Source organism: Wolbachia endosymbiont of Aedes albopictus (assembly GCF_024804185.1).
Taxonomy (GTDB): domain Bacteria; phylum Pseudomonadota; class Alphaproteobacteria; order Rickettsiales; family Anaplasmataceae; genus Wolbachia; species Wolbachia pipientis_B.
This window is the reverse complement of the sequence record NZ_CP101657.1, coordinates 664939-691408: the sequence shown is the minus strand read 5'-3', so window position 1 is coordinate 691408 and position 26470 is coordinate 664939. Positions and strand designations below refer to the sequence as shown.

The window sequence follows — 26470 nt, the reverse complement described above, 5'->3', positions numbered from 1 at the left end:
TACTGCTGTCTTTATTTCTACTTTAGAAATATTTTAATCTCCAACTATTCAAACAACTTTGAGAATATTATTATGTGATATAATCACTATGTCAATATGTTTTTGCAAATCAAAAGCATTAATGTATAAATATATAACTATTTGGAATATTACCATGAAAAAATACATCTTTCTGCTTGCACTCGCACCAATGTTAGTTGGCATCACATTATATTTATTGCGCAACATTGATAATACAAAACAATCTATAACTGCAGGTGACAAATTTTACGAAGTATTATTCTTAAAAAAAGATAGTAAGCTGCTGCTAGAAGAAATAGATTCAAATTGGGGGTATTTAGCAAATTTTGAACACGCATTCAATCATATCTCAGATTCAATGCCAACAGACACAGCATCTATTTATAATGATTTGGCAGATGATAAAGATGCTCCTGATATTTTGCGTGAGTTAGCACAATACTTAGAAGTAATGAGCTTACTTCACTCTAACGGTGAAAAAATAAATAAAGATAAAATTGATAATTTAGAATCAAGTGCAGTGTATCCTTATTCAAGCCAAGAAGCTATCGCTGTAGTAAAGATACATAATAACGACATTAAAGGTGCAACTGAAATATTGCGTTCCCTATTAAATGATAGAAAATGCCCTATTCTAATCAAAGCTAATGCACAAGAACTACTTAGGATATATGGAAGTTAACTCATTAGACTTTTTGTATAGTTTTTGGCAACAACCGTGAGAAACGAAAAAACTTACTTGACAAACTCTACCAGCCCCCTTATTATGACAATAAGGGTATTTATGACTCAAAACTTGTTTTTGATCTGCGCAGGTTCAACAACAAAAATTCAGTAAAAAACTCAGAGTATTTATTGGCAGATTACATAAAATTATAGCGGCTGCATGTCTTTTTTATTTTTTCTACATTCAGCCAAATCGCGCTTATTTTAAGCGTTAGCACATTATTACAGCGCCACTTACAGTAATATAGAGTCAAAACTCGCACCACGGGGCTTCTTTTGCCTTTTTTTTTCGTTTGGTAAATTTCTTAAACATTTATAGTTAAACGACAACCGTCATCCCGCAGCGGGATCTCTTGTTAGCGGATGAGATACCGCGAATGAATTGCGGTATGACGGTCTGCTGCTTGTTAGCGGCTAAGAGATACTGCAGCGGAATGACGGTTCGTGGTGGTATGAAGGTTAAGCAATTCGTCATCCCGCTACGTGTTAGCGGCTAAGAGATACCGCGGTGGTATGACGGTTAAGTAGGGTGTCATTCCAGTCTGGAATCTAGTTCTTATTGTACATTTACTTGGTAAGTTTCCTGGATCCCAGTGTCTGGGCACTGGGATGACATCATAGAGGCGCTGGCCTGACAATCGTCATCCCGCTGCTTGCTAGCGTTATGACGGTTATCAGTAAACATGAATTACTTTAGCCATGCAATCAGGCTCCCTAAAAACACTTTATAGCTCTTGAGTATAAAAAAAATTCCTTTAATAATAAGGTATGCTAATCAGGAATTTAATAAAACAAGCGACTAAAGTAGGAAGCAGTGAAAATGTAATACGATATATTGAGTATCTCTATCAATTTGAGAAGTTTAGAAACACATTAAACCTCACTTTATCACTAATAAAGCAAAACAGGCTCTCATTTGAAATATACCAAGAGGGATTAGTGGATATGGAAGAGGGGATGTGTAAGACAATTCAATCTTCCAGTGTAAATAGATATGTTATTGTACTGAGGAAGTCAAACCCATACATTATAGTACACGAACTTTCACATATGGTTGAAAATGAACTGAACTTAAGTTTGGAACAGGAATTTCTCCATAAAGTTTATCAAGATGTCGAGCAGAACCTAAAGCAAGCAAATATTCTTGTGCAGAAAATTATCGGCCAAGTTATATTTAAGGAGATACAGGCTTATCAAACTGCAAAATCACGTGCATCTGAATTATTTGCACGCTATTTTGAGCTATTTGCTTGGGCACAAGAGGTTTATCCTAAGGATAAAGAATACTTAATTCGCACTCAAGATTTAAACAAAGTGTTCCTTGCTACTGATCAATGGAAAAAGAGCTGCCTGGATCCACAAATGATGGATAGAATAGATAAGGAAATCAAGGAATACAGCAATAAAACCACCACTAAAGACGTAACCAAAGTGCAAAGCAATTGGACTAATAAATTTTCTCCTGGGGGCAAAAAAATTAGCTCCATATTTGGAGATGATGATTAGCTTATAGTGCAGGTTTTCCTACGTCATACCGCAATTCATTCCACAGCTGTACGAACGTCTAGTTTAGTGATAAAATGTATATAACTATTGATGTCATTCGAGCATTTACATTTGTTACATCAGCACTCACATTTGTCATCTCAGTCTCCTCTTCCTGTCATCCCAGTGCGTGACACTGGGATCTAAATTTTATGAAAAACTATTATATTTATATACTTGCAAGTAGACACAATAAGGCTCTATATGTAAGTGTTACGTCGAATTTAATTAAACGAATTTGGGAGCATAAGAACAAGGTTATTCCCGGTTTTACGTCGAAATATAATGTACAAAAATTAGTTTATTTTGAAGAATTTCAAGACGTAGATTCGGCTCTTAATAGAGAAAAACTTCTAAAAAGTTGGAGAAGGGAATGGAAAATCAATTTAGTTGCAAGAAAAAACCCAAATTGGTGTGATTTATATTACGAAATTACTAAGTGAGATCCCAGTGTCACGCACCGGGATGACGAGAGAGGAGACCTGGAATAACAAGAAAGTGCTCCATCTCAATGGCGCAATGTTCATACGATTGTAGATTCATTTGCGATATCTCATCAGCTAACAAGCAGCGGAATGACGGTTGTCGGTAAATCTTTTAGCTGTAGAAGTTAACTGCAAAGTTAACTTCTACAGCGTTTCAAGATATAGTTTTTATAATAAAGTGTTCGAATATACATGAAAACCATTTTAGCTGTTGAAACAAGCTGCGACGAAACTGCAGTAGCGATTGTAAATAGTGAAAAGCAGGTCCTTGCTCACGAGATTCTTTCTCAAACAGAACACAAAAAACGCGGTGGGGTGATCCCTGAAATAGCTTCACGTGCTCATATGAAGCATTTAAGTGGTCTAATAAAAAGCGCCGTGGAAAAATCTAACCTTAACTTTTGTGACCTCAATGCAATTGCAGCAACATCAGGACCAGGACTCATAGGTGGACTAATAGTTGGTACAATGATGGCTAAAGCAATTGCGCATGTAGCACAAAAACCGTTCATTGCAGTGAATCACTTAGAAGCGCATGCATTGGTTATTAGGTTGCTGCATGAGGTAACATTTCCATTTTTAGTCCTACTAATATCAGGTGGTCACTGTCAATTTTTAATTGCACAAGATGTAGGTAAATATATTAAACTTGGAGAAACACTTGATGATTCGTTAGGGGAAGCATTTGATAAAGTTGCTAAGATGCTGGGTTTAAGCTATCCCGGAGGGCCATTAATTGAAAAGTTAGCTAAAAAAGGCAATGGTGCAAGATTTAAATTGCCAAGGGCAATGATAAAACGTTCTGGATGTAACTTTTCGTTTTCTGGAATCAAGACAGCAGTAAAAAACTTAGTGCAGAAACTCGAAATGAGCGAACAAGATGTGTGTGATATGTGTGCTTCGTTTCAAGAGTGTATTAGTGACATACTGCTGGACAGGGTTAGTAATGCGATTATTATGGCCAAATCTTTAAATATCAAAATCAATGACTTTGTGATTACCGGCGGAGTTGCAGCAAATAATTTCTTGAGAGAGAAATTGAAAAAACACATAAACTTAAATATATTTTTTCCCCCTAATAACCTATGTACAGATAATGCAGTAATGGTTGGATGGGCAGGAATTGAAAGGTTACAGAAGAATTATATAGATCCACTTAATTTTGCACCAAGGCCAAAGTGGGAGTTGGAAAGTTATTAAAAACTCTTAATTCGTATCCGTTCAGGATAGCGGCAAGACCATAGAGTAAAAGTGAGTTTACAACAAATGGTGTCATCCCAGTGCTTGACACTGGGATCCAGGTTACTATATATGAAAAGTTATTATGTTTATATACTTGCAAGTGAACGAAATGGAACCCTGTATATAGGTATAACATCAAATTTAATTAAACGAATTTGGGAGCATAAAAGCAAAGCCATTTCCGGTTTCACGTCAAAGTACAATGTTAGTAAATTAGTCTACTTTGAGGAGTTTCAAGACATAAATTTAGCAATTAGTAAAGAAAAGCTTCTAAAAAGCTGGCAGAGAAAATCGAAAATAAACTTAATTGAAAAAACAAATCAAGAATGGAAAGATTTATATGATGAAATCGTATCTGGATTCCAGTGTCAAGCACTGGAATGACACCATTTATTGTGCAAATTGCCTTTGCACAACAAATGTTCGTACAGCTGTGTGTCACGCACTTTGCTTTAATATTTGCACATTAGCCACTCCCCTGAACAGATACCTCAATTTTGAATTAGGCAATGAAGGAAATATTAACTATACTTCTTTGTTTATATTTCCTATTCACATATATTAATATTTTACTTACTTAAAGCAGGCTAACTACCGTTATTAATATTTTTGTAATAAAAATTGTATATGGTGCATATAATCAAATTAAGAGGAAGATTGTGGAAATTACGCCATCAATAAAAAAAGAATTGAAGCAAAGTACTCTATATATTTGTCTAGAAAAATGCAAAAGTGCATTTTGGTTCATCTTTTGGTTTAGTGCGGGAATCAATTTATTAATGTTATTCCTACCACTTTATACCTCTCAAGTGCTTGATCGGGTGATATCAAGCGAAAGTGTGTCAACACTAACTATGCTGACAATTATCACTTTATCTGCATTTGCATGTTCTGCAATGCTTGAAACTTGTCGATATTTAGCCATGGCAAAAATAGGTGATTGGATCGATAAAACTGCAACACCAGATCTGATAGTAAGGTCAATTAGATTAACATCAGTGCAGAGCTCAACTTCAAGTGGTGAAGCAATACGAGATCTCGGGGTAATAAAAAATTTCATTACAGGAAATGGTATATTCTCACTGTTTGATACTCCATGGTCGTTAATTTACCTTGTTGTGATTTTCATGATACACACCTCCACGGGGTTTATAGCTATTGCTGGAATTATTATATTAGTCTCTATGGCAATATGGAATGAACTTGCCACTAAACGAATATTACAAGAAACCAACGAAGAAACTATACGGAATATCAATGCTATAGATGTTGCAACAAGAAATGCAGAAGTAGTTGAAGCTATGGGCATGTCAGAATTCATAGTCTCTGATTGGTGTAAACGAAATGATCAGAATCGAGCAATGCAAATTAAAGCACAAAATCGCTCTAATGTAATTACTGGAATCACTAAATTTTTGCGCTCAACTCTGCAAATATCAGTGATTGGAACAGGTGCATTACTTGCAATTACAGCTCATAAAACTGCTGGTAGCATTATCGCTGCTTCAATTTTAATGGGTAGAGTATTAGCACCATTTGACGCTGCGGTTCATACTTGGAAGTTTTTAAATCAGACTAGAATGTCATATGGAAGGCTACAAAGACTTATATTAACATCGCCAAAAAGGGAGCAAACAATGGCTCTACCAGAACCTGAAGGAAAATTGGAATTTGATAGAGTATTTTTTACTCCTTATGGAAGCAATAAGCCAACAGTAAAAGGAATATCATTTATTATAGAACCAGGGGACGTAGTAGGTGTGATTGGTGCAAGTGCTTCTGGTAAATCCACTATCGCAAAATTAACTGTTGGTGTATGGAAGCCAATATCTGGTGTAGTCAGACTAGATGGCGCTGATGTATATACTTGGAATCGAGAAAATTTTGGTAATTATGTTGGCTACTTACCTCAAGATATTGAGTTATTTAACACTAGTATCAAAGCTAATATTGCTCGCATGAGACCAGATCCAAATCCTGAAGAAATAATCAAAGCAGCAAAAATTGCAGGAATACATGAACTAATACTAAGCTTACCAAATGGATATGATACAACAATAGGAGGTCTTGGAGGAGTAACCCTCTCTGGCGGCCAAAAACAGCTTCTTGGACTTGCCAGAGCTTTTTATGGTCACACAAAACTTTTAGTACTTGATGAACCAAACGCTAACTTAGATAGCAATGGAGAGGCATGCTTAATTAATGCAATTGGCATTGCAAGAAAGCAAAATACTACTACTGTTATCATCACTCACAAGCTACCGTTATTGTCCGTAGTTGATAAGGTGATCCTCATGTCAGATGGTGTTATTTACGCTATGGGCCCAAAAGATGAGATTTTGAGCAAATTAGTTGCTCCATCATCAAGTACCACAGAAGATGAGCGCTCTTCAGCAAATGGTTAGTTCTAAATTCTGTATCCGAAATAACAACTGTTCCAGTATAACGCACATCTTTCTAATTAATTTAATCTATTACTTAAATAACTTAATATTAGTAGTGATTTTATAAAAAAACTATAATATAAATAATGCTGTTGCGAAAATTTGTAACAATATTTCCCTCTAACGTTTAATGAATTTCAATAAATTGCCTTTTTAATTCTAGATAAGTATACGTTTTGTTAATATGTTGAGTTCAAAATCCAAAAGTAAGTTTATGCTTTCTATTGGAGAAGAAGGCATAATGTTACTATATTTTAAAAATAACACTTTAAATAAAAGGTATTTTGTTAAGGGCAAAAACGATAAAGCAGTTTCCGATTTAATTTCATGTCTTTCGTCAGACAAAAAAGCACCTTTATACCTAGTACTTAATCATGCAGATCAAAATTACTCGCTACAGTTTATTACAAGGGCAAACAAGATTAGTGCCTATCTATCAGCAAAAACAAAGATGGAGCATTTTTCTCGTAATAATGACATAGGTTCAGTTTTTTTGGTTGAGAAGCCAAACAAATTCAATCAAAACTGGTGCTATCTTCTTGTTTCATCAAAAGCAAAGCATTTAGTAGAATATTGGTTGAATGTGTTTATTGAGATAGGCTCTAACTTTAAGGGAATATTAATGTTTCCTATAGAAATAAGTAATATAACAAAAAAGATTCTACATAAAGATCCTAATAATTGGAAAATTATAGTTGCTGCAACTAAAACGGGAGGCTATAGACAAGTGGTTCTTAAAGAGAATAAAATGATATTTACGCGTTTAGTACCATTTACTAATGATAATTTACCAGGAATTATTGCTGGTGGAATATATCAGGAAGTGCAAGATACTATTTGATCCTTAACTAAGTTCGGGTTTGAAAAAATAACCCTATCGACCTTTGCATCATAGTGTCAGAAGATATTAAAGCTAGTTTATCAGTCATAAATTTTTCAGAGAACAGTGTGAACATATTAACTCCATATGAGTTAGGCAAACTATTAGGAGCAGAACTAGCTATAAGTGAAAAAGATAACTTTTGTGATACCATAATTTTGTTTCATAGCTTTAAGAATAAATTAGCAGCTATTTTTAATACAAAGGAAACTAAAGAATTTTATCTATTCAATTATCTTTATTTAAACTCTCCTCAAATTTTTCTATACTTCGCTTTGGTTTTAGTTGTAATTAACGCCCTTTGTTTGCTAAATTTGTATTCAAACTTCAGTGTCGCTAATAATTTATCCGCAAAGCAGAGCACCTTAAATAACCAATTAACAAAACTTAGCCAAAGCTATAATGTAAAAAAATAGATGAAATTTATGATTTTATTAATATCAATAATATTTTATCAAAAATAGAATACTCTCCTCTTACACAAGTTAAGTATGTAGAAAAGTTAAAAGTACCAGGTATAGAGCTTCGATCATTTGAATGGAATTATAATGAGGCAAAAAGTTATATTACCACAACTTTAAGGTTTAATTTTCGATCCGGTACAAATATTTCCTATCAATACGAGAAACTACGAAAAAATTTAAACGATAATTTTCGTACCTATGACATTAATATTTCTGACTTACCTGCTGCTAAAGGGCAAAATCTATCTATTGATGTTGAAATAGGAGAGGCAATGTAGATTAATGACTATCTCTCAATTAAAAAGAAAAGCTACAATTCAGTTTATATCGTATTTATTATTATCTGTTGGATTAATAGGGTTATTAACATATGTTGTTATCTATAACGAAAAAGTTTATAATAAAAACCAAATTGCGATTGATAAAATACATTCTATTAATTTACAGATTACTGGAATTCAAAAAAAGGAAGTTGTTCTAAATAAAAACCTAGATTTATGGAAAAAATTTCCTCTTCAAATTTACACAGTAGCAGATACATTGCAAATTTAAATTTTGAGCTTAGCAAGTTATATAAAAAGTACTATATATTAGAACCTGAAATATCAATTTCTATACCCGAAGAAGTTGAGCTTCACAACAAAAGTGAACGCACAAAAGTAATAAAAAGTGAAGTGGTCCTAAATTTAAGTTCAATCAGCGATAAGCATATTTTTTTATTTCTACAGTCTATTCCAAATCTGCCCGGTTATGTTATGATCAAATCTCTTATTTTAAACAAGCAGAGAAATATTGATGCTGCAACTATGAAACAAATTTTGAATGGTAATATGATAGAGATAGTGAGAGTTAATATAGTCTTTGATTGGTATACTATATTAAGTAGATAAGGTGATGAACATAAAGCTGTTTTTTATTTTTACGCTACTCATTTCCAATGTTAATGCATATTGCAGTTGTGAAGGTATCATAGAAAGCATAGCAATTTGTAAGGAGTATTCTTGCCGACAATATATTGGCAATGAAGATTTTATTGAGCATAAAATATTAGGATTAAATAGTGGAAATTTATGCGTATATATAGAAAAACAAGGTGATGATGAAATGGTTTGTCATCATTCTCAGTATGGAATGATGATAGAAAAAAGATATTTTGAAAGTATTCTTAAAGTTGGCAATCAAGAAATCGATGATTTTATTGATATAGCAAATTTGCGTGCAAAAGAGTGTTTCTTTATTAATAATCAAAAACTAAGCTATACAGATCGGGACGATATAATAAGAGAAGCAGTGGAAAGTGACTTTGACGTTTTGTCACAATATAGTAACGTAAAAAGCATTTTTTTTGATGAAGAGCCAGTTAATAGAATAGTCAATGAAATGGAAAAGTTCAATTTAAGGTCTTCAAGAGCTGCAAAAGAGGAGGTGTCAGATAATTTCGACTGTAAGGTAGTAAGTTTAGACTCAATTTTATATCTTTCTCCCGATACATGGAAAATATGGGTAAATGGAAAGCTGTTTATAAATACTAAGGACTTAAAGGTGCACTCAGTCACTGAAAATTGTGTGACTTTTGTATGGGCCGTAGATCAAAAAGCAATAAAAAAGCATGCGAATGATTCTCAAAATGTATATCTTGGACAGGGGAGTGTTATGTTTACGCTTTATCCAAAACAAAAATTTGACTTGGATAGCTTATCTATTAAATAATTTAGTACATAGCCAAAGTGACTTAGGTTTACCGACAACCGTCATCCCGCTGCTCGTTAGCGGGATCTCAACATAGGTACCGCGGGTGGGTAGCTATATATGCGCTTGTAGCTCAGTTGGATAGAGCGTTGCCCTCCGGAGGCAAAGGCCGTGGGTTCGAATCCCTCCAAGCGCACTTTTAATTAAATTTGACAATAGTACTTTCACATAAGATAATAAAGGGATTTATTTAGAGCATAATTATGTCTGGTGGTACCATAAACAAAGTCATATTAGTTGGTAATTTAGGAAAAGATCCTGAAATTAGGACTACACAAAATGGAAAAGAGATGGCAAGTTTTTCAATAGCCACGTCTGAAAGTTGGACTGACAAACTTTCCGGTATGCGCTCTGAAAAGACAGAATGGCATAATATTGTAATTTTTAGTGAAGGATTAGTAAAAATCGTCAAAGATTTTGCACGCAAAGGCAGTAAAGTTTATGTTGAAGGTTCTTTGAGAACTAGAAAATGGACTGACCAAAACGGTAGTGAAAGATACACAACAGAGGTGGTTCTATATAATTTTAATAGCGCTCTTACTCTCTTGGATTCGCGACCAAACTCCGATTACAAGCCAAGTGAATACAAGCAAAATGAAACAGAACAAAAAAATAAGCACGAAAGTTTTGACAACGATATAAAGGATGAACTAATCGACGATGAAATACCATTTTAACAATTTAAATTGAAATCTACATTTTTATGGACTGCTTGTGTTACTCCCTTTAATTACAATGGGGATAGCATAGATTATAGCAGTTTGCAGCGTTTACTTACAATACAAGCTGAAGCTGAAAATGGTGTAGTGTTGCTAGGTAGCACAGGTGAAAGCCTATCGCTTACTGATTCTGAAAAGCGTACATTAGTTGAATTTGTATGTAAGCTAAAATTAAGTACGAAAATTATAATTGGTGTACCATGGGTGAGTCTATATCAGACTCTTGAATGGCTTGATTTTTGCAGGGGTATGCCTATTCACGGCTATCTAATGACAACTCCAATTTATGCAAAGCCTGGAATCATGGGGCAGACTTTATGGTTTGAAAAGCTACTTGAAAAAGCACATGTGCCGGCTATGTTTTACAATATTCCATCGAGAGCAGGAGTGAGTCTTCACGCCGAAACTGTACGCAACTTATCCAGCCACGAAAAATTTTGGGCTATCAAAGATTCAAGTGGCACCATTGATACTTTAGCTCAGTATAAGAAAGTTGCTCCAAATATTGAGGTCTTTTGCGGAGATGATAATATGATATCTGATATGGCCGCTTATGGTGCGGCTGGTCTGGTTTCCGTTGCTTCCAATGTTTGGCCACATGTAGCACATGAATATGCTAAGCAATGCCTACTGTCATTCCAGCACGTAACTAGAAAAAAAACAACTCCTCAAATAACAGGAAATGACATGAAAAGTTCAACAGATATCTGGCAACAAGCTTGCAAAGCTCTATTTATTGCCAGCAATCCAATACCTACTAAAGCACTCCTACATGATATTGGGCTCATAGAACACAAAACTGTCCGCCTACCACTCAGCACAGAAGACTTGCCATCTATTGAAAAATTGAGGCAAGCCAATAAAATGATTCTTGGATGGAAAGAATTGGCTACTCTCTAAATAGTCTTGCAACTTTGATTTAATATACAATCCAAGTGTCATTTGAACACCCCCAAACTTATCACTTTATGCCACTGCTCTTCATCTAAAATTTCTACACCTAATTCCACTGCCTTTTTATATTTGGATCCTGGTTTTTCTCCTGCAATTAGGTAGTCAGTTTTAGCAGAAAGATGTGAGCTGACCTTTGCTCCTAGAGTTTTGGCTCTTACTTTTGCCTCTCCTCTACTCATAACAAGTAGCTTACCAGTAAACACTATAATTTTATTATTTAAAACAGAGTCACTAGAGTTGGAGCTCACAGGAAGAATTTGAAGACAAGCAGTAAGATCATTTAACATTTTGATGTTATGTTCCTTAGAAAAAAATGATTCCAAAGATTCAGCCCCTTTTTTTCCTATGCCGTCTATACCTACTAGCTCAGTATTATCTGATGACAGTTCAATCATCGAATTATACCAATTATAATAAGAAACATAGTAATCTGCAAGCAATTCTGCTGCAACTTGGCCAATAAATCTAATACCTAAAGAAAATATAAACCTATCTAGAGTTATTACCCTTCTGCTTTGTATAGAATTTAACAAATTAGCTATAGATTTCTCGCCCCAGCCAGACTGTTCTTCCAGATTAAATTCATCCAATTTTTCTTCTAAAGTAAAAATATCATGGATTTGTTTTATCAGACCAAGGTCGTAAAAAAACTCTATCTGCTTATCACCAAGGCCAACAATGTCAAATGCATCTTTCGATACAAAATGCTTTAGTTTTTCTATTATTTGAGCTTTACAGGCAAATTCCTCAGGACATCTTACTGCCGCTTCTCCCTCAACCTGACGTACTTTGCTACCACATTCAGGGCATACTCCAGGAAACACAAATTCAGGTGTATTTGGAAGACGAGAATCCCTGTTCACTTCAATGATCTGGGGAATTACATCTCCTGCCCTTTTGATTGTTACAATATCTCCCTCTCTTATGTCTTTACGTTTTATCTCATCTTGGTTATGCAGACTTGCTCTACTAACTAGCACCCCACCAATATTGACTGGCACTAAATTTGCAACTGGAGTTAAAATCCCTGTTCTGCCCACCTGTATAAATATCTTATTTAACTTTGTTTTTGCATAAACCGCAGAGAACTTGTATGCAAGTGCTGAGCGCGGTGCTTTGTGAGTATTCCCTAGACGATTTTGTAGTACCAAATCATTTACTTTATAGACTATTCCATCAATATCATAATCCAAGTTATAGCGACAACTATAGACCTCGTTATAGAACTTCAGCATTTCATCCAAACTACTCGTTAAGGACTGATGCTCATTTACGCAAAAACCAAGTGCCTCAAGCTTATTTAGTATTTCACTTTGACTTTTCTCTGCTCCACCAATTAAAGAATAAGCAAAATATCTAAGTGGTCTACTTGCTGTAATGTTTGCATCCAATTGCTTTAGAGAACCAGCAGCTGCATTTCGAGGATTGGCAAATTCATTGTTTTCATTTAACTTTAAAAAGTCGCTGTTACTGATGTATATTTCACCTCTTACTTCTAGTCTTCCTTGCCCACCTTGCAAAAACTTAGGAAAGCCTTTTATTGTTGCAACATTGTGAGTGACATCTTCCCCTAAAAACCCGTCACCTCGAGTTGCAGCTTTAACAAATCTCCCATCCTCATAAATTGCAGAAAACGACAACCCATCAATTTTTGGTTCACATAATATCTCTATTTTGTCCTCAATTAAAAACCTCTTTATTTTAGACAAAAATTTCTCTACACCTTGTTCATCATAAGCATTCTCAAGAGAAAGCATAGGTTCTTGATGTTCCACCTTAGAAAACCTCTCATCAGGTGGAGCACCAACACTATCTTGTGTTGCATAAATTTCTGGAAATTGTGCCTCTATTTCAGCTAACTTTTTCTTCAGTTCATCATATTCAGCATCACTTATTTCTGGCTTATTTTTTTGGTGATACAAAACATTATGATAATTTATTTGATCTTGCAGTTTTTCTCTCATCTTTTCTAAGTTAGTCATGATATCAATATAATGCTACATTAGCATTTGTCGTCAAGTTGTGAATTTTCTTGAATTTATCATATGGTCTTAATCCATCAAATATCAAAGGTACCACAATGCTATAGCCATACTTATTCTTCTCTTGCTCAAATGTATTAGCAGATCTCACTTGCTTTAGCCGTACATTTATATAAAATTAAAATAAATTAGAGTAAATAAGTTATTATTTTACAATATTGCTATTTAAATGCTAACAAGATTCGCTCCAAGCCCAACTGGCTACCTCCACGTAGGAAACGTACGAACTGCCTTGGTTTGTTGGATGTACACACGTAATCAAAATGGAAAATTTTTACTCCGTTTTGATGATACTGACCTTCAGCGTTCAGATGTCAAATATATAAATAATATCATAGAAGACCTAAAATGGATTGGTATCGATTGGGATGCAAGTTTTAAGCAATCAGAGCGCTTTGAGCGCTATAACGAGGTGTTCTTGCAGTTAATAAAAGAAGGGCATATTTATGCATGCTATGAAACAAGAGAAGAGTTAGAAATTAAACGAAAGTTGCAATTAAAACAAGGATTTCCTCCTATTTATGACAGAAGTGCATTGCTTCTAACTGAGCAAGAGAAAATCCATTATGAGCAAGAAGGACGAAAGCCACATTTTAGATTTAAGTTAGATAGAAATGAAGTTGTTAAATGGAATGATGAAGTTAAAGGTGAAATAAATATTGCAACCAGTAGCGTCAGTGACCCTGTGGTAAAAAGAGAAGATGGGATTTACACATACATGCTACCTTCTGTTATTGATGACGTTGACTTTAATGTAACCCATGTTGTACGTGGGGAAGATCATGTAACTAATACCGCAGTGCAAATCCAAATGATTAAAGCATTAAAAGCGAAAATTCCTATATTTGCTCACCTTTCTCTACTACATTTTGATGATAGCAAAATATCGAAACGGAAAGGCGGGCTGGATATCAAGTCCATAAGAGAAGATGAGACTGAACCAATGGCGCTAGTTAGTTATTTAGTGAAGCTCGGAACATCCAATCCAATTGAAGCTTGCACCTGTATGCAATCTTTGATTGACTCATTTGACATTAAAAAATTTAGCTCAGCATCTGTACAATTCAGCTTGAGTGAAGTATACAAGCTAAATAGCAAAGTGCTGCAACAAATGCCATTTGAAATGGTGCAAGACCGTTTAAATCAAATTGGAGTGGACTCCTCAGAGTTTTGGTATTTTATAAGGAACAATATAGAAAAGTTTTCTGAGGTGGCCAAGTGGTGGAAAATATGCAAATCTGATATAGAGCCTGTGATTTTTGATAAGGAGCTTATAAAAATTGCGTTCAATGCATTGCCTCAAGGCGATTGTAACGAAAATACATTATCAGGGTGGGTAAAAGCTATTCGACAGACAGTGGATATAAAGGCAAAAGACTTATTTATGCAGTTGCGTTCAGCTTTAACAGGAACAGAAACAGGCCCAGAACTTGCTAAATTATTAATTTTTATCGGCAAAGAAAATATCATTGCAAGGTTAAAAGAAAAGTGAAAATCAAAAAATTATATAGTAACCAGACTGCATTCTGTGAAAAACACGATCTTTCATTTGAGCTTTCTTCAATTTAAAGTAAATATAGAAACTAGCTATCTTCAAAAATATAGTTGAATAATTGTTAATAGTAGTGTATAATTATTAATATTTTCCAAGCATTATGGCTCTTTCAAAATTTCTCGATCCTCGCAATGATTTGTGTTTCAAAAAAATCTTTGGAACGGAAAAAAATAAGAATATCCTTATTCACTTTTTGAACGATATTTTAGGATTTGCTGAGGCAAGTGCAATACAAGAAGTAGAATTCTTAAGTACTATCATGGATCCCGAAATTGCCTCTGATAAACAAAGTATTGTTGATGTTCTCTGCAAGGATTCTATTGGTAATAGGTTTGTGATTGAGATGCAACTGGCTCGTGATAAAGGTTTTGAGAAACGCGCTCAACTATATGCTGCTAAGGCTTACTCAAGACAATTAGATAAATCTGGCAACTACATTGATTTAAAGAAAGTCTTCTTTATTGCTATTTCCAATTGTAACTTACTTCCTGAAGAAGTTGGTTATATCTCTACTCATAATATACGTGATATAAAAACCAACGGCCATTACTTAAAAGATTTTCAATTTGTCTTTATTGAGTTACCTAAATTTACAAAAAGCAAAGTAGAACAGCTAGAAAGCATAGTAGATCGTTGGTTATTTCTCTTTAAATATGCTGAAGAAACGACAGATGAAGATCTAAAGAAAATTGCAGAAAAGGCACCAATAATAAAGCTAGCATATGATGAGTTAGATAAGTTTCGTTGGAACGAAAAAGATTTAGTAGCTTACGAAGAAAGAATAATGGATCTACGCAAAGAAGAAGCCATTCTTGAATACAGACTTGATCTTGCTGAAGAGAAAGGTATAGAAAAAGGAAAAATTGAAGTCGCAAAAGCAATGCTGGCTAATAATGTTGATGTCAACACTATTGTCAAGTGTACAGGCCTTTCTATTAGTGAGATTAAAGAATTAAGTGTGAACGGTTACATTACATAAAAGGTTTAAATATGCTGGACATACTGATATACTTTCGTATTAAAAAACACCCAATAAGCAGAGTTGTAAGTGGAATAAACCACAAGATGTAAGTGCTAGGTGGGGTAGTTATAATTGAATTGCCGTAAGAATTTTTTAACTCTGAGATTATCTCTTCATCTGTGTATCCATCATTGATTTTTTTACGAATTGCTTCTCGCATATCATACGCGATCTGAGATCCAGATTCAGACAATGATTCGCCAGAACATATTGGACACCTTATTATTTCAAATAAACTGGTTGCTCGTTTTTCCATGCTTTTATCTCTGAGTTTATTATCCAGAGTAAAAGCGTTTACGCTTGAGTGAAATATCAATATGAAAAGTAAACTAACTACTGCTCTCATCCTTGGTTAATTGGGTTATTTTACTGAGTTGGTTCATAAAATCAGTGATGGATAACTTTCCAATAAAGCTTGACCCTACATCATCATCGTACTTTATTGAAAATTGAACGCTGTCATCAGTTGTTTTTTCTGATAAGAAAGAAATTAATTTTTCAAACGCATCTGAAGTTTTTGAGTCACCAATCATAAACGAGATTAATTCTTTATAATTTGATATAGCCAAGTTGATTTTGTCTTTAAATGAAGACGTAACCAAATTATAATTTTGCACTCCACCATCTGCAGCAAGAGAAAAATTATTACTTTGAATTAAAAATTTCTCTATGTTGAAATTAACTCTGGAAGCTGAGATGTGGTTTACAAATTCGTAATCAAATTTAGTGTCGATACTAAGGTAATTTTCAGGATTTGCAGTATTTTTATACCGATAAGTATAAAAATCAAATCCTAGTTTAGTATTTCCACTTGGTTCTTTATCGAGGTGAAATTGAATGTAATTACTTTTATCATTCACTTCAGTTATAACACTTTGCTGATTTTCTGAAACATCACATTTTAATCCATAATCTTCGTAACGAAGTGTATCTATATAGTCTATTACGGTACTATTTCTATTGAATCGCAATGAAGATGGTAAATCATTTAGTCTAACAACAAAGTGGCTGCTATCGTTTGTGTGGCATTTTATATTCTTTTTCTCATCACCATGAACAACAATATTGACTTCATTGCTTGGTATGTAGATATATACTGATTTATCAAACAATCTATTTTTTATCAATAAAGCATCAGATGAGATGGTTAATTGCTCATTGGAAAATTTTGGGTTTGTCACACGGAAAATTAGGTTAAAAGGAAGTCCACTGAAGTCATGTGAAATATCAAACTTTTCGTCGTTAATGTATAGTATTGTTTCAGCTAAAAGATTTTTTACCTTACATGCAGAAAAATACCAAAAACCACTATACGCTACAGGAATAAACAAAAGTAAAGAGATGATAATATAGATAAAAATCTTACGCATAGCTAATTATTCCCCTGTTTATCCAATGATATATTTCTTGTACCCCTTGGTATGGTTACACACAAACCGTCGATATCTTTTGTGATTTTTATTTGGCATCCAAGTCTTGATGTCTCTGTTAAACCGAAGGCTAGATCTAACATATCGTTTTCCTCATCAGATATGGGGTTATGTGTTTCTACAGCATCATAAAATTCTGGATCAACAATCACGTGGCATGTAGAGCAAGCAAGAGAACCTTCACATGCACCTTCAAGCAGATCTGGATCGCTTCTGTGGGCTAAATTAAGCAGAGTTTCTCCCTCTGCAGCTTCATAGCTTTTCTTACTCCCATCAGGTAAAACAAAAGTAACAGATGGCATATTATTCCTATTAAAATCCTTACTAATTTCTCTATATACTACAGGTAATAACTAATATTTGCAAACTCTTTGCAATTCCAGTGCCTATTTCTTGTTATCCAAGTACCTCCTTTAGCATAGATCCCGCTAACAAGCAGCGGGATGACGAATTGCTTAACCGTCATACCGCCGCAAACCGTCATTCCACCGCGAACCGTTATACCATCACGAACCGTCATACCGCGATTCATTCGCGGTATCTCATCCGCTAACACGCAGCGGGATACTTGACCTTTACAGGGATGACGGTTGTCGTTTAGCTATAAATGTTTAAGAAATTTACCAAACGAAAAAAAAGGCAAAAGAAGCCCCGTGGTGCGAGTTTTGACTCTATATTACTGTAAGTGGCGCTGTAATAATGTGCTGACGCTTAGTTTAAGCGCGATTTGGCTGAATGTAGAAAAAATAAAAAAGACATGCAGCCGCTATAATTTTATGTAATCCGCCAATAAATACCCTGAGTTTTTTACTGAATTTTGTCATTGAGCCTGTAGGTCAAAAACAAGTTTTGAGTCATAAATACCCTTAATACTACAATAAGGGGGCTGGCGGAGCTTGTCAAGTAAGTTTTTCGTTTCTACTTAATGACAGTTGTTACCTATGCAAGAAGTCTGTTGTAGTTTGTATGATATCTTTATAAAATGGTTCGCATAAGTTATCTAGCAGTGCAACTAAACAAATACAAAAATCAAAACGTCGCGGTTTTTGGTCTTGGTAAAACTGGTTTATCCGCCATTAACGCTCTAATAAAGAGTGGTGCAAGAATATATGCATGGGATGATCATGAAGAGCAAATAGCAAATACAAAAATGATGTATAAAAAATGTAATTTTATTCATCCCAAGGAATACAATTGGCATGAGATCAGTGCATTGGTTTTAAGCCCTGGAGTGCCAACAGAGCCACATTGGATAGTAAAACTTGCAAGGAGATTTGATTGCAAAATAAAATCAGACATTGAGCTATTTCTTGAAGCTAAAACTACGAACCAGAAGGTAATAGGCATCACAGGAACAAATGGTAAATCAACCACTACATCACTAATAGGGCACATATTAAAATCTGCAGGGAAAAAAGTAGCTATTGGTGGAAATTTAGGCGTTCCTGTTTTGGATCTAGAAAGAGATGCAGAAATTTATGTAATTGAATTTTCCTCTTTTCAATTGGAGTTGATGAATGAAATTAACGTGGACATTTCAGCACTGCTCAATATTACACCAGATCACATAGATAGGCATGGAAGTATGGAGAACTACATAGCAACTAAATTAAAACTGATAAGCGGTAGTGAGGTTGCCGTAATAGGATGTGACAATGAGATTACTGCTGACATATTCAACAAATTCACTGGAAACAAAATTCCAATCTCGGTAACATATTCCCCGATGTCATTCCAGCGCGTGACGCTGGAATCCGGAAAAGAAAAACCATTGCCAACTACTCAGATGACAGAGGGTGGTGCAAGAGATCTAATATCATTGGCAGGTAACGATTTGCTTGATTATAGTGAACAGATTACTGGTATAGATCGAAATTATCTGGATCCCAGTGTCAGCTACTCGGATGACAAAAGGGGCACTGGGATTCAGAAGATCTCGTTAAAACTAGAGAATCATAGCTTATCAGTAAGCGACGTGAAAATAAACCTAATATCCAATGCAGAAAACATAGCAGCCGCATATGCCGTATGTAAGCTACTTGGAGTAGATAGCAACACTATTATCAATGGAATCAAGTCCTTTTCAGGCCTGAGGCATAGGAATGAACTGCTTGGCAAAATAAGAAATGTGTTTTTCGTGAACGATAGCAAAGCAACTAATGCAAAGTCGAGCGAAAAGGCGATCTTATCTTATGAAAACATAAATTGGATCGTTGGTGGAAGAAGCAAAAAAGGTGGAATAGAATCATTAAGCAAGCATTTCACGAGAATTAGAAAAGCTTTTCTTATTGGAGAATCAACCGAAGCTTTTGCAAATGTTATGGAGAACAAAGTAGATTATGTTAAATGTTGCAATCTAGAAGATGCATTCAGATTGGCTTTTGAAGAGGCCTTAAATAGCAAAGAAGAAGTAACTATATTACTTTCCCCCGCGTGTGCTTCTTTTGATCAATGGAAAAATTTCGAGGAACGTGGTGAAGCATTTTGTAGAATGTTTGAAAATCTCAGGTACAATCACACATGCTGTTTAGTATAATGTTGCGTGGAACAAAAGTTAATAATAGATAAGCTAATTAGAGTTATTCCATTTGAAGGGATAAGCGATGAAACCCTATTAAAGGTGTGCACTGACCTTAATCTAGCTAATAGCTTTTGCAAATTTCAGAATGGAATATATAGCGCTTTGGAGCACATAGCAGAGGACTTAAATAGCTTAATGGAAGCTGAGCTAAGAAATTCCAATTTAGAAGATATGAAAGTGCGAGAGCGAGTAAAGTTAGCTATTCAAATACGCCTTTCAAACTACGCTAAGCTACCGAATTATAGAGAACTTTTAAAAAATGTTTTATCATTCTCCGTATCACCAAAAAATACATATTTTTCTAGTAAACTTTTATACAGAACTATTAGCGCGATTTGGTATGGCATTCATGATCAATCAACAGATTTTAACTACTATACAAAAAGAGCAATATTAGCTGTAGTGTACTTAAGTACGATACTTTTTTTTATCAATGATTATTCAGAAGATTTTGCGGATACTTTATCGTTTCTTGATAAACGTATCAACAATGTCATGACATTTCAAAAATTCAAAATTCGCTTAAAAGGAATCATAGGAAATTTCTTATAAGCTTTTCATCATACTGGTTATTCATATTTATATTCTCTTGGTTTTTTTGATCTTTATGTTAAAATAGCTTAATATTTATTAACAATAAAATGAAAGTTATTTATCGTACCAATGGTAATATAAAACCAAAAGAAAATACGAAACATATAATAAACTTTTTTGGAGTACTTGGGTGTATTAAGGTTAATGCACTTGGTAAAGGTGCACCTAATGGGCAAGAAAGTAAGTTAGTTAAGCATTATTTTGACTATCCCTATTTCTCTAGAATTGTTAATCCAGAATTCTTTCAAAAAGAATTAAATGCCGAAGAAAAAAAATTCAATAGGAGAATAGTATCACTATGGTTATGTTTTGCTATATTGTCCACTGCTTCTATTGTATCGTTATGCTTGGCATACCAGAATCAAAAAAGGTACTTACAGGGTTAGCTTTTGCATCAGTAGTTCTATCAATTTTGGCTACCATATGTCTTATCGTATTTTGCCTATGGATGCTTTTTGACTTTGTTAAGAAAAGGTTCGTTGTACATAGAATCAAAAGCTTTTTGGAAAATGAAGTCAGCCCTGAGTGGATAAAGCGTTATAAAAAAGAACTTGTAGGTGACGATAAGGAAATGGATGCAGAAGCTCAAGATCAAGAGTTAGGAGAAAATAAAGATATAGAAGATATTGTAGAGTTCTTCTTGGAAAGAAAGAAAATTGTAGCGCTATATGAATTTCTAACAAACGGTGAAAAATTGGTTCAAGCTGGAATGGCAATGGTAAACATGGTACTTGTAAAAGGTGTGCATCCGAACGATATAATTTTGGATACGAACTCTCTTGGAGGAGGAATTGCAGCAGAAGTTTTAAAAAGGGTTGAAAAGCAAGGGATTTATTTAACGCTAATTCATAGTAACTCTTATAGCTCACTTAAAGATGCAACTAATAACTTTCCTCATGGGATAGGGAATTCTTTCATGAGACGGCTTCCTGCAAAATTCTTGAATTTTTGGTTTAGTCGTTGCGGATTGGAATTTAATTCACGAGAGATTATAGAGAATACAAAATGTCCTGTATTGATTGTTGGTAGAAAAGGTGATACTGTAATTCCACAGGAAGCACAACTCGTTGGTAAGCTTCCAGATTCATCCACATCTGAACGGTTTAGATGGAATATAGTACTTGAACACGATCCTCGAAACACGGAGTGTAAGAACAAAAATATTCATGCTGATCACAAAGAACATTTAGTTTATCATGAAGATAACGGTAGTATAAAAAAGTATGAAGAAAAAGAAAATAAATTTATTGAAGAAGCACGTGAATATTTAATAGACTATGAATTTAATAAAAATTTTGATCTAGAGAAGTACAGAAAAAGTGGTTTCTTTGGAAAATTGACGGAAATAGAACTCAAACCCATCAATGAAAGGTATATGCAAGTTTAAGTTAATAGAGAAAGAAAAATTATTCTTGCTATACCGTAGGTACGTTCCAAGATTATACTGAAGTTTTTATTGCACTCAAAACCTTCATTTTTTCTAGTCTCTAGAATTATCAATGCATCATTACTTAACCAGCCTGAGTGAGCTAATCCATCTAAAGTTGACTCAACCAGATTGCTATTGTAAGGCGGGTCTATAAAAACTATGTCGCATTTTGAAATAGGTTGTGGCAATTTGTTAGCACTGCAACAAATTAGCGTGACATTGTCCGTAATTCCAAAATCTTCTGCTGTTTTTTTAGGCAGTTGCAAATTGTAATAATCTGAATCCACCATGAATGCATGCTTAGCGCCGCGAGAAAGCGCTTCAAATGAAAAAGAGCCACTTCCGCAGAATAAATCAAGTACATTCAAGTTATAAATAGGTTTTCTTGAGGAAAGTATACTAAATATTGCTTCTCGGACAACACTCATAGTTGGTCGTGCAGCTAAATGCTTACCTGTGGCTATTTTTCTTCCGCGATATTTTCCCGCAATAATACGCAGCATACTAAATAACCTCCAAAGTAACTAATTGTTTAATATTATATGATCAATGTCAATATGGCTTTAGCAGTTTAATAGGGAAAAGTTATCAGAATCGCTTGCGAGAAAATTAATTGTTTTTCTTTGATTTATCTGCTGCATTCATTTCTTGACCAATCTCATCTTGTAAATCACCATAATCATTTTTTTCATCGTGATTCATCCTTTCAATTCTGCTTTCTAACTCTAACTTAATTATAGTATTGATTCTATCTATATCATCAAGGAAATCTTTACATTCTTCATCACTATATTCTTTACCAGATGATTTTTTTTCAATAAATAGACTTTTAAACTTTGCGAGATCAGAATTCTGATCGGTATTCAGTACAACATTTCTCTCTATAAAGCTAAGATCCGATAGTAATAAGCTAACCTCTAATAAATCTTCACTTTTCACGTTTTCGAGGTCTTCAAGGCTTTCTAAAATACTAAACACCTTAAGTTCTTCTTGCGCAATTTCTTTATCTTCCTTATCAAATTCGGATAACAACTCATGATTATCTATAAATTTCTCACTCAAAGCTTTATTCAATTTAACGAAGTCGATGTCGTTATCTGGCAATGTATTATCTAATAATAGATCCACTCTTGCTCTGCGCGCATTCAAGATGTCATCATAGTCATTTAACTTTATATTGCCATTATCGTCTTGTTGCAATTTATAGTAACCAAGACCTTCGAAATTTTTTTTATCATTCTTCATTCTTGCCCTCATCTCCTCTTCTTTTTCTTGGCTCATTCGGTACACCTCTTTTTATTGATTCATTTGGTTGGCTCTCGCCTTGTTTTGGATCTGGCACACTTGATTGATTGTTACTACCCTCATCCTTATATCTCTCTGGTTCTCTCTTACGCCCAATGGTATAATCATGAAGTCTTTCAAGGAATTCCCGCCTATATTCTTTCGCCCTATAGAGTAGGTTATGATCATAGCCATGCTTCCCTACGGAATCAAGGCCATGCTTCCAAGTAAACTTCATAGCATCTTCTATCGTATAGCCCAAGTGTGATCCCACGTATCCTTTATAATATTCCAAATATCTGTTAATCCTTCTATGTGCAATATCTTCTTTATCAACTCCAAATGCCCTGTAAATTTTTTCTTCAAGCTTATCAACATCATTTTTAGGCGAAGTTAGAAATTTTGTTGCTTCAATAGTGGCACTTACAAATTTACGTGGCACATTAATAGCATGTTTCAGCACACCTCCCACTCCTGGTATCCTGCCCACTAGATTAGCTGCACCTCCAGCTAACCTGTCTGGTAAATGAGTAGCCCAACTGCCAGCAGACTCTAGTTTTCCACCAGCAAAATCTTGCCACTTCTGCTTTAATCCTTCTGCTACACCAGCTAAAGGTGATGCATGATACATGCTAGATATGCTGTAAACGCTGTATCCACCACCTGCAATACTTGAGCCCATTTGTTGTACGAGCTCGCGCAGGGAGAACATTAAAAATGAAAGCAAGAATAATACAAAGATTTCCCCTGCATTGATTAAATAACCTCTCTGTATGTCGTGCACCCTTTGGTAATCGCTATTATCTTGATAATTTTTGCAATTCTCACAATCTTTACATTTCTGGCAGTAGTCACTATTGGGATCCTTATATAAATCATGAAGTTTCAGTACTCTACAGCCCCGTCGTTCTAATACTTTCTGCACTAAAGACTTTATCTCTCTTTTCAGATCTGGTCCTATGATACCTTTTCTATAATCATTTATCGTCTTTCGATAATTGTTGCATTCGGTTCCATCTTGTGTAGATTGACAGTAGTGCTTTGTTATTTCACTATCCATACTACCCATCTTTTTGTCTATATTGTTGATTAACAATAGGATATCAGCCTTTTCTGACACATGGGATAAACTATTTGTTAAACGCACTAAATCTTTCGCACTACAGCTATTATCTACTACCATATCACTCTCTGCTATATAATGGTCTGCTGGATTATTTTTAGTGCCAGGAATTGGATTAAAGAAAGGGTAATCTATATAACGAAAACCTTTTTCAATGTAATCCGGTGGAAGAGGGATATATCCAGCGCCTCCAGTAAACTTTATTGTACCACCTTCTCTGCTTATCTTTTCTATGCCTTCTATGCTTTTATCTATGTTAAGTGGAGAAGCTTCTCCGATAGTGTAAGGTACAAAAATTTGCCCTGGAGTCCAACCAAAGTACTGCTTATCAATGATACAAAAACCACCAAACACCCATTTTGGAGCACACAACCTTACCTCAAACCATTTATTGTAGCATACAGTAAAACCTAATTGCCTATAAAAGGTGTTCATTATAATTGCAGCCAGCAATGACAGCAGAGTAAATATCATGATCGATTGCAAGCAAAAACTAATACAGAATTTTATCCACCCATCAAACAGACTTTTCAGCGGTGAAAATAAAATAGAGATCAGGAACAGTGGCATGATAGCTATAAGAAAAGCTATACCCATAAAGCCAGAGAGAAATATTATGTAAGCATATAAACATAGCAGAAGATATAAAACAATTCCTATGAAAATTGCTGGTATCATAAGGAGGCTTGCCCACATTTGGTAATGTAAAAACGCTGCAAACTTTTTCCAAACAGAATAAGCAAAAAACTTATTGAACATGTCCTCCATAAAGCTAAACAACTTAGCTTCATCTCCTTGAGCAATACTTCCGTTGTTCATGTTGGGAGCAAAATTAGTAATTATGCTTATCAATTGTTCAAGGCCTTTGATGAATAAAACGAGAAAATGATCATAGAAAAATCTAAAACTTCCAGGAGATATAAGCACTATTACTAGAGTGATTTTCATCATTCTGATGAGCATATCATGCTTAGTTTCTCGTATCATGCCAAAAAGATAAAGAAGCGATGAAATCATTACAAATAGAACAAGCAAGGAAAGAACAAAATTGTGAAAGCTCGTACTTTTTTCAGCTATGTTTTGAAACATAGCTTGTGCAGCTGCAGGGTCGTTACTGTCAAAATGTTTTTCACAATTCTTGTTGATTAATAACACACATTTTAGGTAGTGATAAATATAATCAAAAAATCCGGAATTACTTGGCTGCTGCACTCCACCCAAAAAATCAAAAGAGTAGCCACCTACATTATCTAAGTAATATCTATCTAATATTTTTACATATATTTTCCATCCTTTTTCTAACTTCACCGTATTACAATTTCTGTCTTTTAATCTAGTGCTATTTCTGTCTAAAGTAAAAAGACCGCTTCCATCTTCTGCCACGGAGTTGTAACCTAGATGCACAGTGAGAGATTCAGGATTACGCATAGATTTCAGGTTTTCATTAGGATCTGATTCAATGGTTTTTTTACCATTCTTATCTGTAGAAGTTCTTCTGAATAAAAGATAAGCACCATGACCATTGGTAAACCAACATGGAGCACCACGTGATACTGTATTTGCGCTATCATCTTCATTAATGCACTTGCAATTTACAGTGCAACTTGCATTAGGCTTACTTGAAAATTTTTGTATGCTAGGTTTGTAATCATTACAAACTAAGTGAAAGTCAGGTAGACTATTATCACCTGACTTGCCTTCAAATTTAGTTGCATATTTTAACTGCTCCAAGCTTTGTAAGGTATAACTGCCTTTTTTAGATTCCTTCTTGTTATTATTACTCCAAGATGTCCATGCACCATTAACTCGCACTATTAAGCTATCTCCATTGGTTTCTAATCCAGTATCTTTCCACTTCACCACCTGGTTATGGTGGAAACCATAATTAATTTCTCCAGTTTCAGGATCAACAACTTCTCCATCTTCTGGAATAAAAGCACCGTGGTCGCTTGAAAAATGAGCGCTTACTGCAATAGGTTTAGGACCGAAATAGTCAGCAGATATGCACCTTGGAAAAGGCATATCGTTCTTACTACAACCTATGATCAGCACGTAAGCTGCAAGAAGTAATACCCTAAACCAACATTTGCCTAAGCGTGATTGCATATCTAAACTTTTTCCAAATATAGAAATAAATTTCTAAAACTTTACTTAAAATATCTTTTTAATTAGTTACTCCATA

At 34.6% G+C, this 26470-nt stretch carries 24 protein-coding genes, 1 tRNA gene and 2 pseudogenes; 17 read left to right on the top strand and 10 right to left on the bottom strand.

The window, feature by feature from the left end:
• Window positions 1-88 precede the first annotated feature (88 nt).
• A complete protein-coding gene (locus tag NHG98_RS03560) occupies window positions 89-703 on the top strand; it encodes a hypothetical protein (RefSeq protein ID WP_096676707.1) in 615 nt (204 codons plus the stop codon).
• Window positions 704-1303: 600 nt separating this feature from the next.
• Here NHG98_RS03560 and NHG98_RS03555 read toward each other — a convergent pair.
• The gene (locus tag NHG98_RS03555) at window positions 1304-1432 is read right to left on the bottom strand and encodes a hypothetical protein (RefSeq protein ID WP_259245282.1); all 129 of its coding nucleotides are present in this window, start codon (window positions 1430-1432) and stop codon (window positions 1304-1306) included.
• Between the two features lie 83 nt (window positions 1433-1515).
• Here NHG98_RS03555 and NHG98_RS03550 point away from each other — a divergent pair, with 83 nt between their 5' ends.
• From NHG98_RS03550 to dapA, 11 genes and pseudogenes are all read left to right on the top strand, one after another.
• Entirely contained in the window at window positions 1516-2253 is a 738-nt protein-coding gene (locus NHG98_RS03550) for a WD_0702 family putative metalloprotease (protein ID WP_259245281.1), read from the top strand.
• Between the two features lie 191 nt (window positions 2254-2444).
• Window positions 2445-2735 (top strand): GIY-YIG nuclease family protein, encoded by a 291-nt coding sequence (locus NHG98_RS03545; RefSeq protein WP_259245280.1) that lies wholly within the window; start codon window positions 2445-2447, stop codon window positions 2733-2735.
• Window positions 2736-2969: 234 nt separating this feature from the next.
• A complete protein-coding gene (gene tsaD, locus NHG98_RS03540) occupies window positions 2970-3977 on the top strand; it encodes a tRNA (adenosine(37)-N6)-threonylcarbamoyltransferase complex transferase subunit TsaD (protein WP_096641542.1) in 1008 nt (335 codons plus the stop codon).
• Between the two features lie 111 nt (window positions 3978-4088).
• The gene (locus tag NHG98_RS03535; RefSeq protein ID WP_096641543.1) at window positions 4089-4403 is read left to right on the top strand and encodes a GIY-YIG nuclease family protein; all 315 of its coding nucleotides are present in this window, start codon (window positions 4089-4091) and stop codon (window positions 4401-4403) included.
• 275 nt (window positions 4404-4678) lie between these two features.
• The gene (locus NHG98_RS03530; protein WP_259245279.1) at window positions 4679-6424 is read left to right on the top strand and encodes a type I secretion system permease/ATPase; all 1746 of its coding nucleotides are present in this window, start codon (window positions 4679-4681) and stop codon (window positions 6422-6424) included.
• 223 nt (window positions 6425-6647) lie between these two features.
• A pseudogene (locus NHG98_RS06410) lies at window positions 6648-8085 on the top strand (hypothetical protein).
• Between the two features lie 219 nt (window positions 8086-8304).
• Window positions 8305-8697, top strand: a complete 393-nt coding sequence (locus NHG98_RS03515) for a hypothetical protein (RefSeq protein WP_259245276.1) — start codon at window positions 8305-8307, stop codon at window positions 8695-8697.
• A gap of 4 nt (window positions 8698-8701) precedes the next feature.
• Window positions 8702-9517, top strand: a complete 816-nt coding sequence (locus NHG98_RS03510) for a hypothetical protein (protein ID WP_096616005.1) — start codon at window positions 8702-8704, stop codon at window positions 9515-9517.
• A gap of 101 nt (window positions 9518-9618) precedes the next feature.
• Window positions 9619-9692: transfer RNA gene (locus NHG98_RS03505), tRNA-Arg, on the top strand.
• 67 nt (window positions 9693-9759) lie between these two features.
• Window positions 9760-10233 carry a single-stranded DNA-binding protein gene (gene ssb, locus NHG98_RS03500; protein ID WP_096616007.1) on the top strand — a complete coding sequence of 158 codons (474 nt, stop codon included), beginning with the start codon at window positions 9760-9762 and terminating at the stop codon, window positions 10231-10233.
• A 9-nt stretch (window positions 10234-10242) separates the two neighbouring features.
• A complete protein-coding gene (gene dapA, locus NHG98_RS03495) occupies window positions 10243-11175 on the top strand; it encodes a 4-hydroxy-tetrahydrodipicolinate synthase (protein ID WP_096616009.1) in 933 nt (310 codons plus the stop codon).
• A 38-nt stretch (window positions 11176-11213) separates the two neighbouring features.
• Here the strand turns inward: dapA and ligA are convergent, their stop codons facing one another.
• Both ligA and NHG98_RS03485 read right to left on the bottom strand, forming a co-directional pair.
• Window positions 11214-13211, bottom strand: coding sequence for an NAD-dependent DNA ligase LigA (ligA, locus tag NHG98_RS03490; RefSeq protein WP_096676720.1), 1998 nt, complete (start codon window positions 13209-13211; stop codon window positions 11214-11216).
• A 4-nt stretch (window positions 13212-13215) separates the two neighbouring features.
• Window positions 13216-13362, bottom strand: coding sequence for a hypothetical protein (locus NHG98_RS03485; RefSeq protein WP_259245275.1), 147 nt, complete (start codon window positions 13360-13362; stop codon window positions 13216-13218).
• Between the two features lie 78 nt (window positions 13363-13440).
• Here NHG98_RS03485 and gltX point away from each other — a divergent pair, with 78 nt between their 5' ends.
• Together gltX and NHG98_RS03475 are read left to right on the top strand one after the other, a co-directional pair.
• Window positions 13441-14763, top strand: a complete 1323-nt coding sequence (gltX, locus tag NHG98_RS03480; protein WP_259245274.1) for a glutamate--tRNA ligase — start codon at window positions 13441-13443, stop codon at window positions 14761-14763.
• A gap of 163 nt (window positions 14764-14926) precedes the next feature.
• On the top strand, window positions 14927-15805 hold the full coding sequence (locus tag NHG98_RS03475; RefSeq protein ID WP_259245273.1) for an Rpn family recombination-promoting nuclease/putative transposase: 879 nt from the start codon (window positions 14927-14929) through the stop codon (window positions 15803-15805).
• Here the strand turns inward: NHG98_RS03475 and NHG98_RS03470 are convergent.
• From NHG98_RS03470 to NHG98_RS03455, 4 genes are read right to left on the bottom strand one after another with little or no spacing between them, the layout of a single operon-like run.
• Window positions 15798-16193 (bottom strand): cytochrome c-type biogenesis protein, encoded by a 396-nt coding sequence (locus NHG98_RS03470; RefSeq protein WP_096617999.1) that lies wholly within the window; start codon window positions 16191-16193, stop codon window positions 15798-15800. The two genes, NHG98_RS03475 and NHG98_RS03470, sit on opposite strands and share 8 nt — an antisense overlap.
• On the bottom strand, window positions 16177-17217 hold the full coding sequence (locus NHG98_RS03465; RefSeq protein WP_096617997.1) for a hypothetical protein: 1041 nt from the start codon (window positions 17215-17217) through the stop codon (window positions 16177-16179). The genes NHG98_RS03470 and NHG98_RS03465 overlap by 17 nt, the downstream gene beginning before the upstream one ends.
• A gap of 2 nt (window positions 17218-17219) precedes the next feature.
• Complete coding sequence (locus tag NHG98_RS03460) at window positions 17220-17579, bottom strand: ferredoxin family 2Fe-2S iron-sulfur cluster binding protein (RefSeq protein ID WP_064125547.1); 360 nt, start codon at window positions 17577-17579, stop codon at window positions 17220-17222.
• 38 nt (window positions 17580-17617) lie between these two features.
• Entirely contained in the window at window positions 17618-17833 is a 216-nt protein-coding gene (locus tag NHG98_RS03455; protein WP_259245272.1) for a hypothetical protein, read from the bottom strand.
• A gap of 426 nt (window positions 17834-18259) precedes the next feature.
• Between NHG98_RS03455 and NHG98_RS03450 the strand changes: the two genes are divergently transcribed.
• The 3 genes and pseudogenes from NHG98_RS03450 (at window position 18260) to NHG98_RS03435 (ending at window position 21839) form a co-directional block, all read left to right on the top strand.
• A complete protein-coding gene (locus tag NHG98_RS03450; protein WP_096617092.1) occupies window positions 18260-19813 on the top strand; it encodes a Mur ligase family protein in 1554 nt (517 codons plus the stop codon).
• A 6-nt stretch (window positions 19814-19819) separates the two neighbouring features.
• Window positions 19820-20410 carry a COQ9 family protein gene (locus NHG98_RS03445; RefSeq protein WP_096617094.1) on the top strand — a complete coding sequence of 197 codons (591 nt, stop codon included), beginning with the start codon at window positions 19820-19822 and terminating at the stop codon, window positions 20408-20410.
• 89 nt (window positions 20411-20499) lie between these two features.
• Window positions 20500-21839: pseudogene (locus NHG98_RS03435) on the top strand (alpha/beta hydrolase family protein).
• On the opposite strand, the gene rsmD reads toward NHG98_RS03435, so the two are convergent.
• The 3 genes from rsmD to NHG98_RS03420 all read right to left on the bottom strand — a co-directional run bounded on the left by rsmD (window position 21836) and on the right by NHG98_RS03420 (window position 26394).
• Window positions 21836-22384: a 16S rRNA (guanine(966)-N(2))-methyltransferase RsmD gene (gene rsmD / locus NHG98_RS03430; RefSeq protein WP_096617098.1), complete on the bottom strand. Its 549-nt coding sequence runs from the start codon at window positions 22382-22384 to the stop codon at window positions 21836-21838. The pseudogene NHG98_RS03435 and the gene rsmD overlap by 4 nt on opposite strands.
• Before the next feature lie 106 nt (window positions 22385-22490).
• Complete coding sequence (locus tag NHG98_RS03425) at window positions 22491-23162, bottom strand: WD_0853 family protein (protein WP_410543653.1); 672 nt, start codon at window positions 23160-23162, stop codon at window positions 22491-22493.
• Window positions 23116-26394, bottom strand: a complete 3279-nt coding sequence (locus tag NHG98_RS03420) for a TrbL/VirB6 family protein (RefSeq protein WP_096617100.1) — start codon at window positions 26392-26394, stop codon at window positions 23116-23118. Before NHG98_RS03420 ends, NHG98_RS03425 begins: the two co-directional genes overlap by 47 nt.
• Between the last annotated feature and the right edge of the window lie 76 nt (window positions 26395-26470).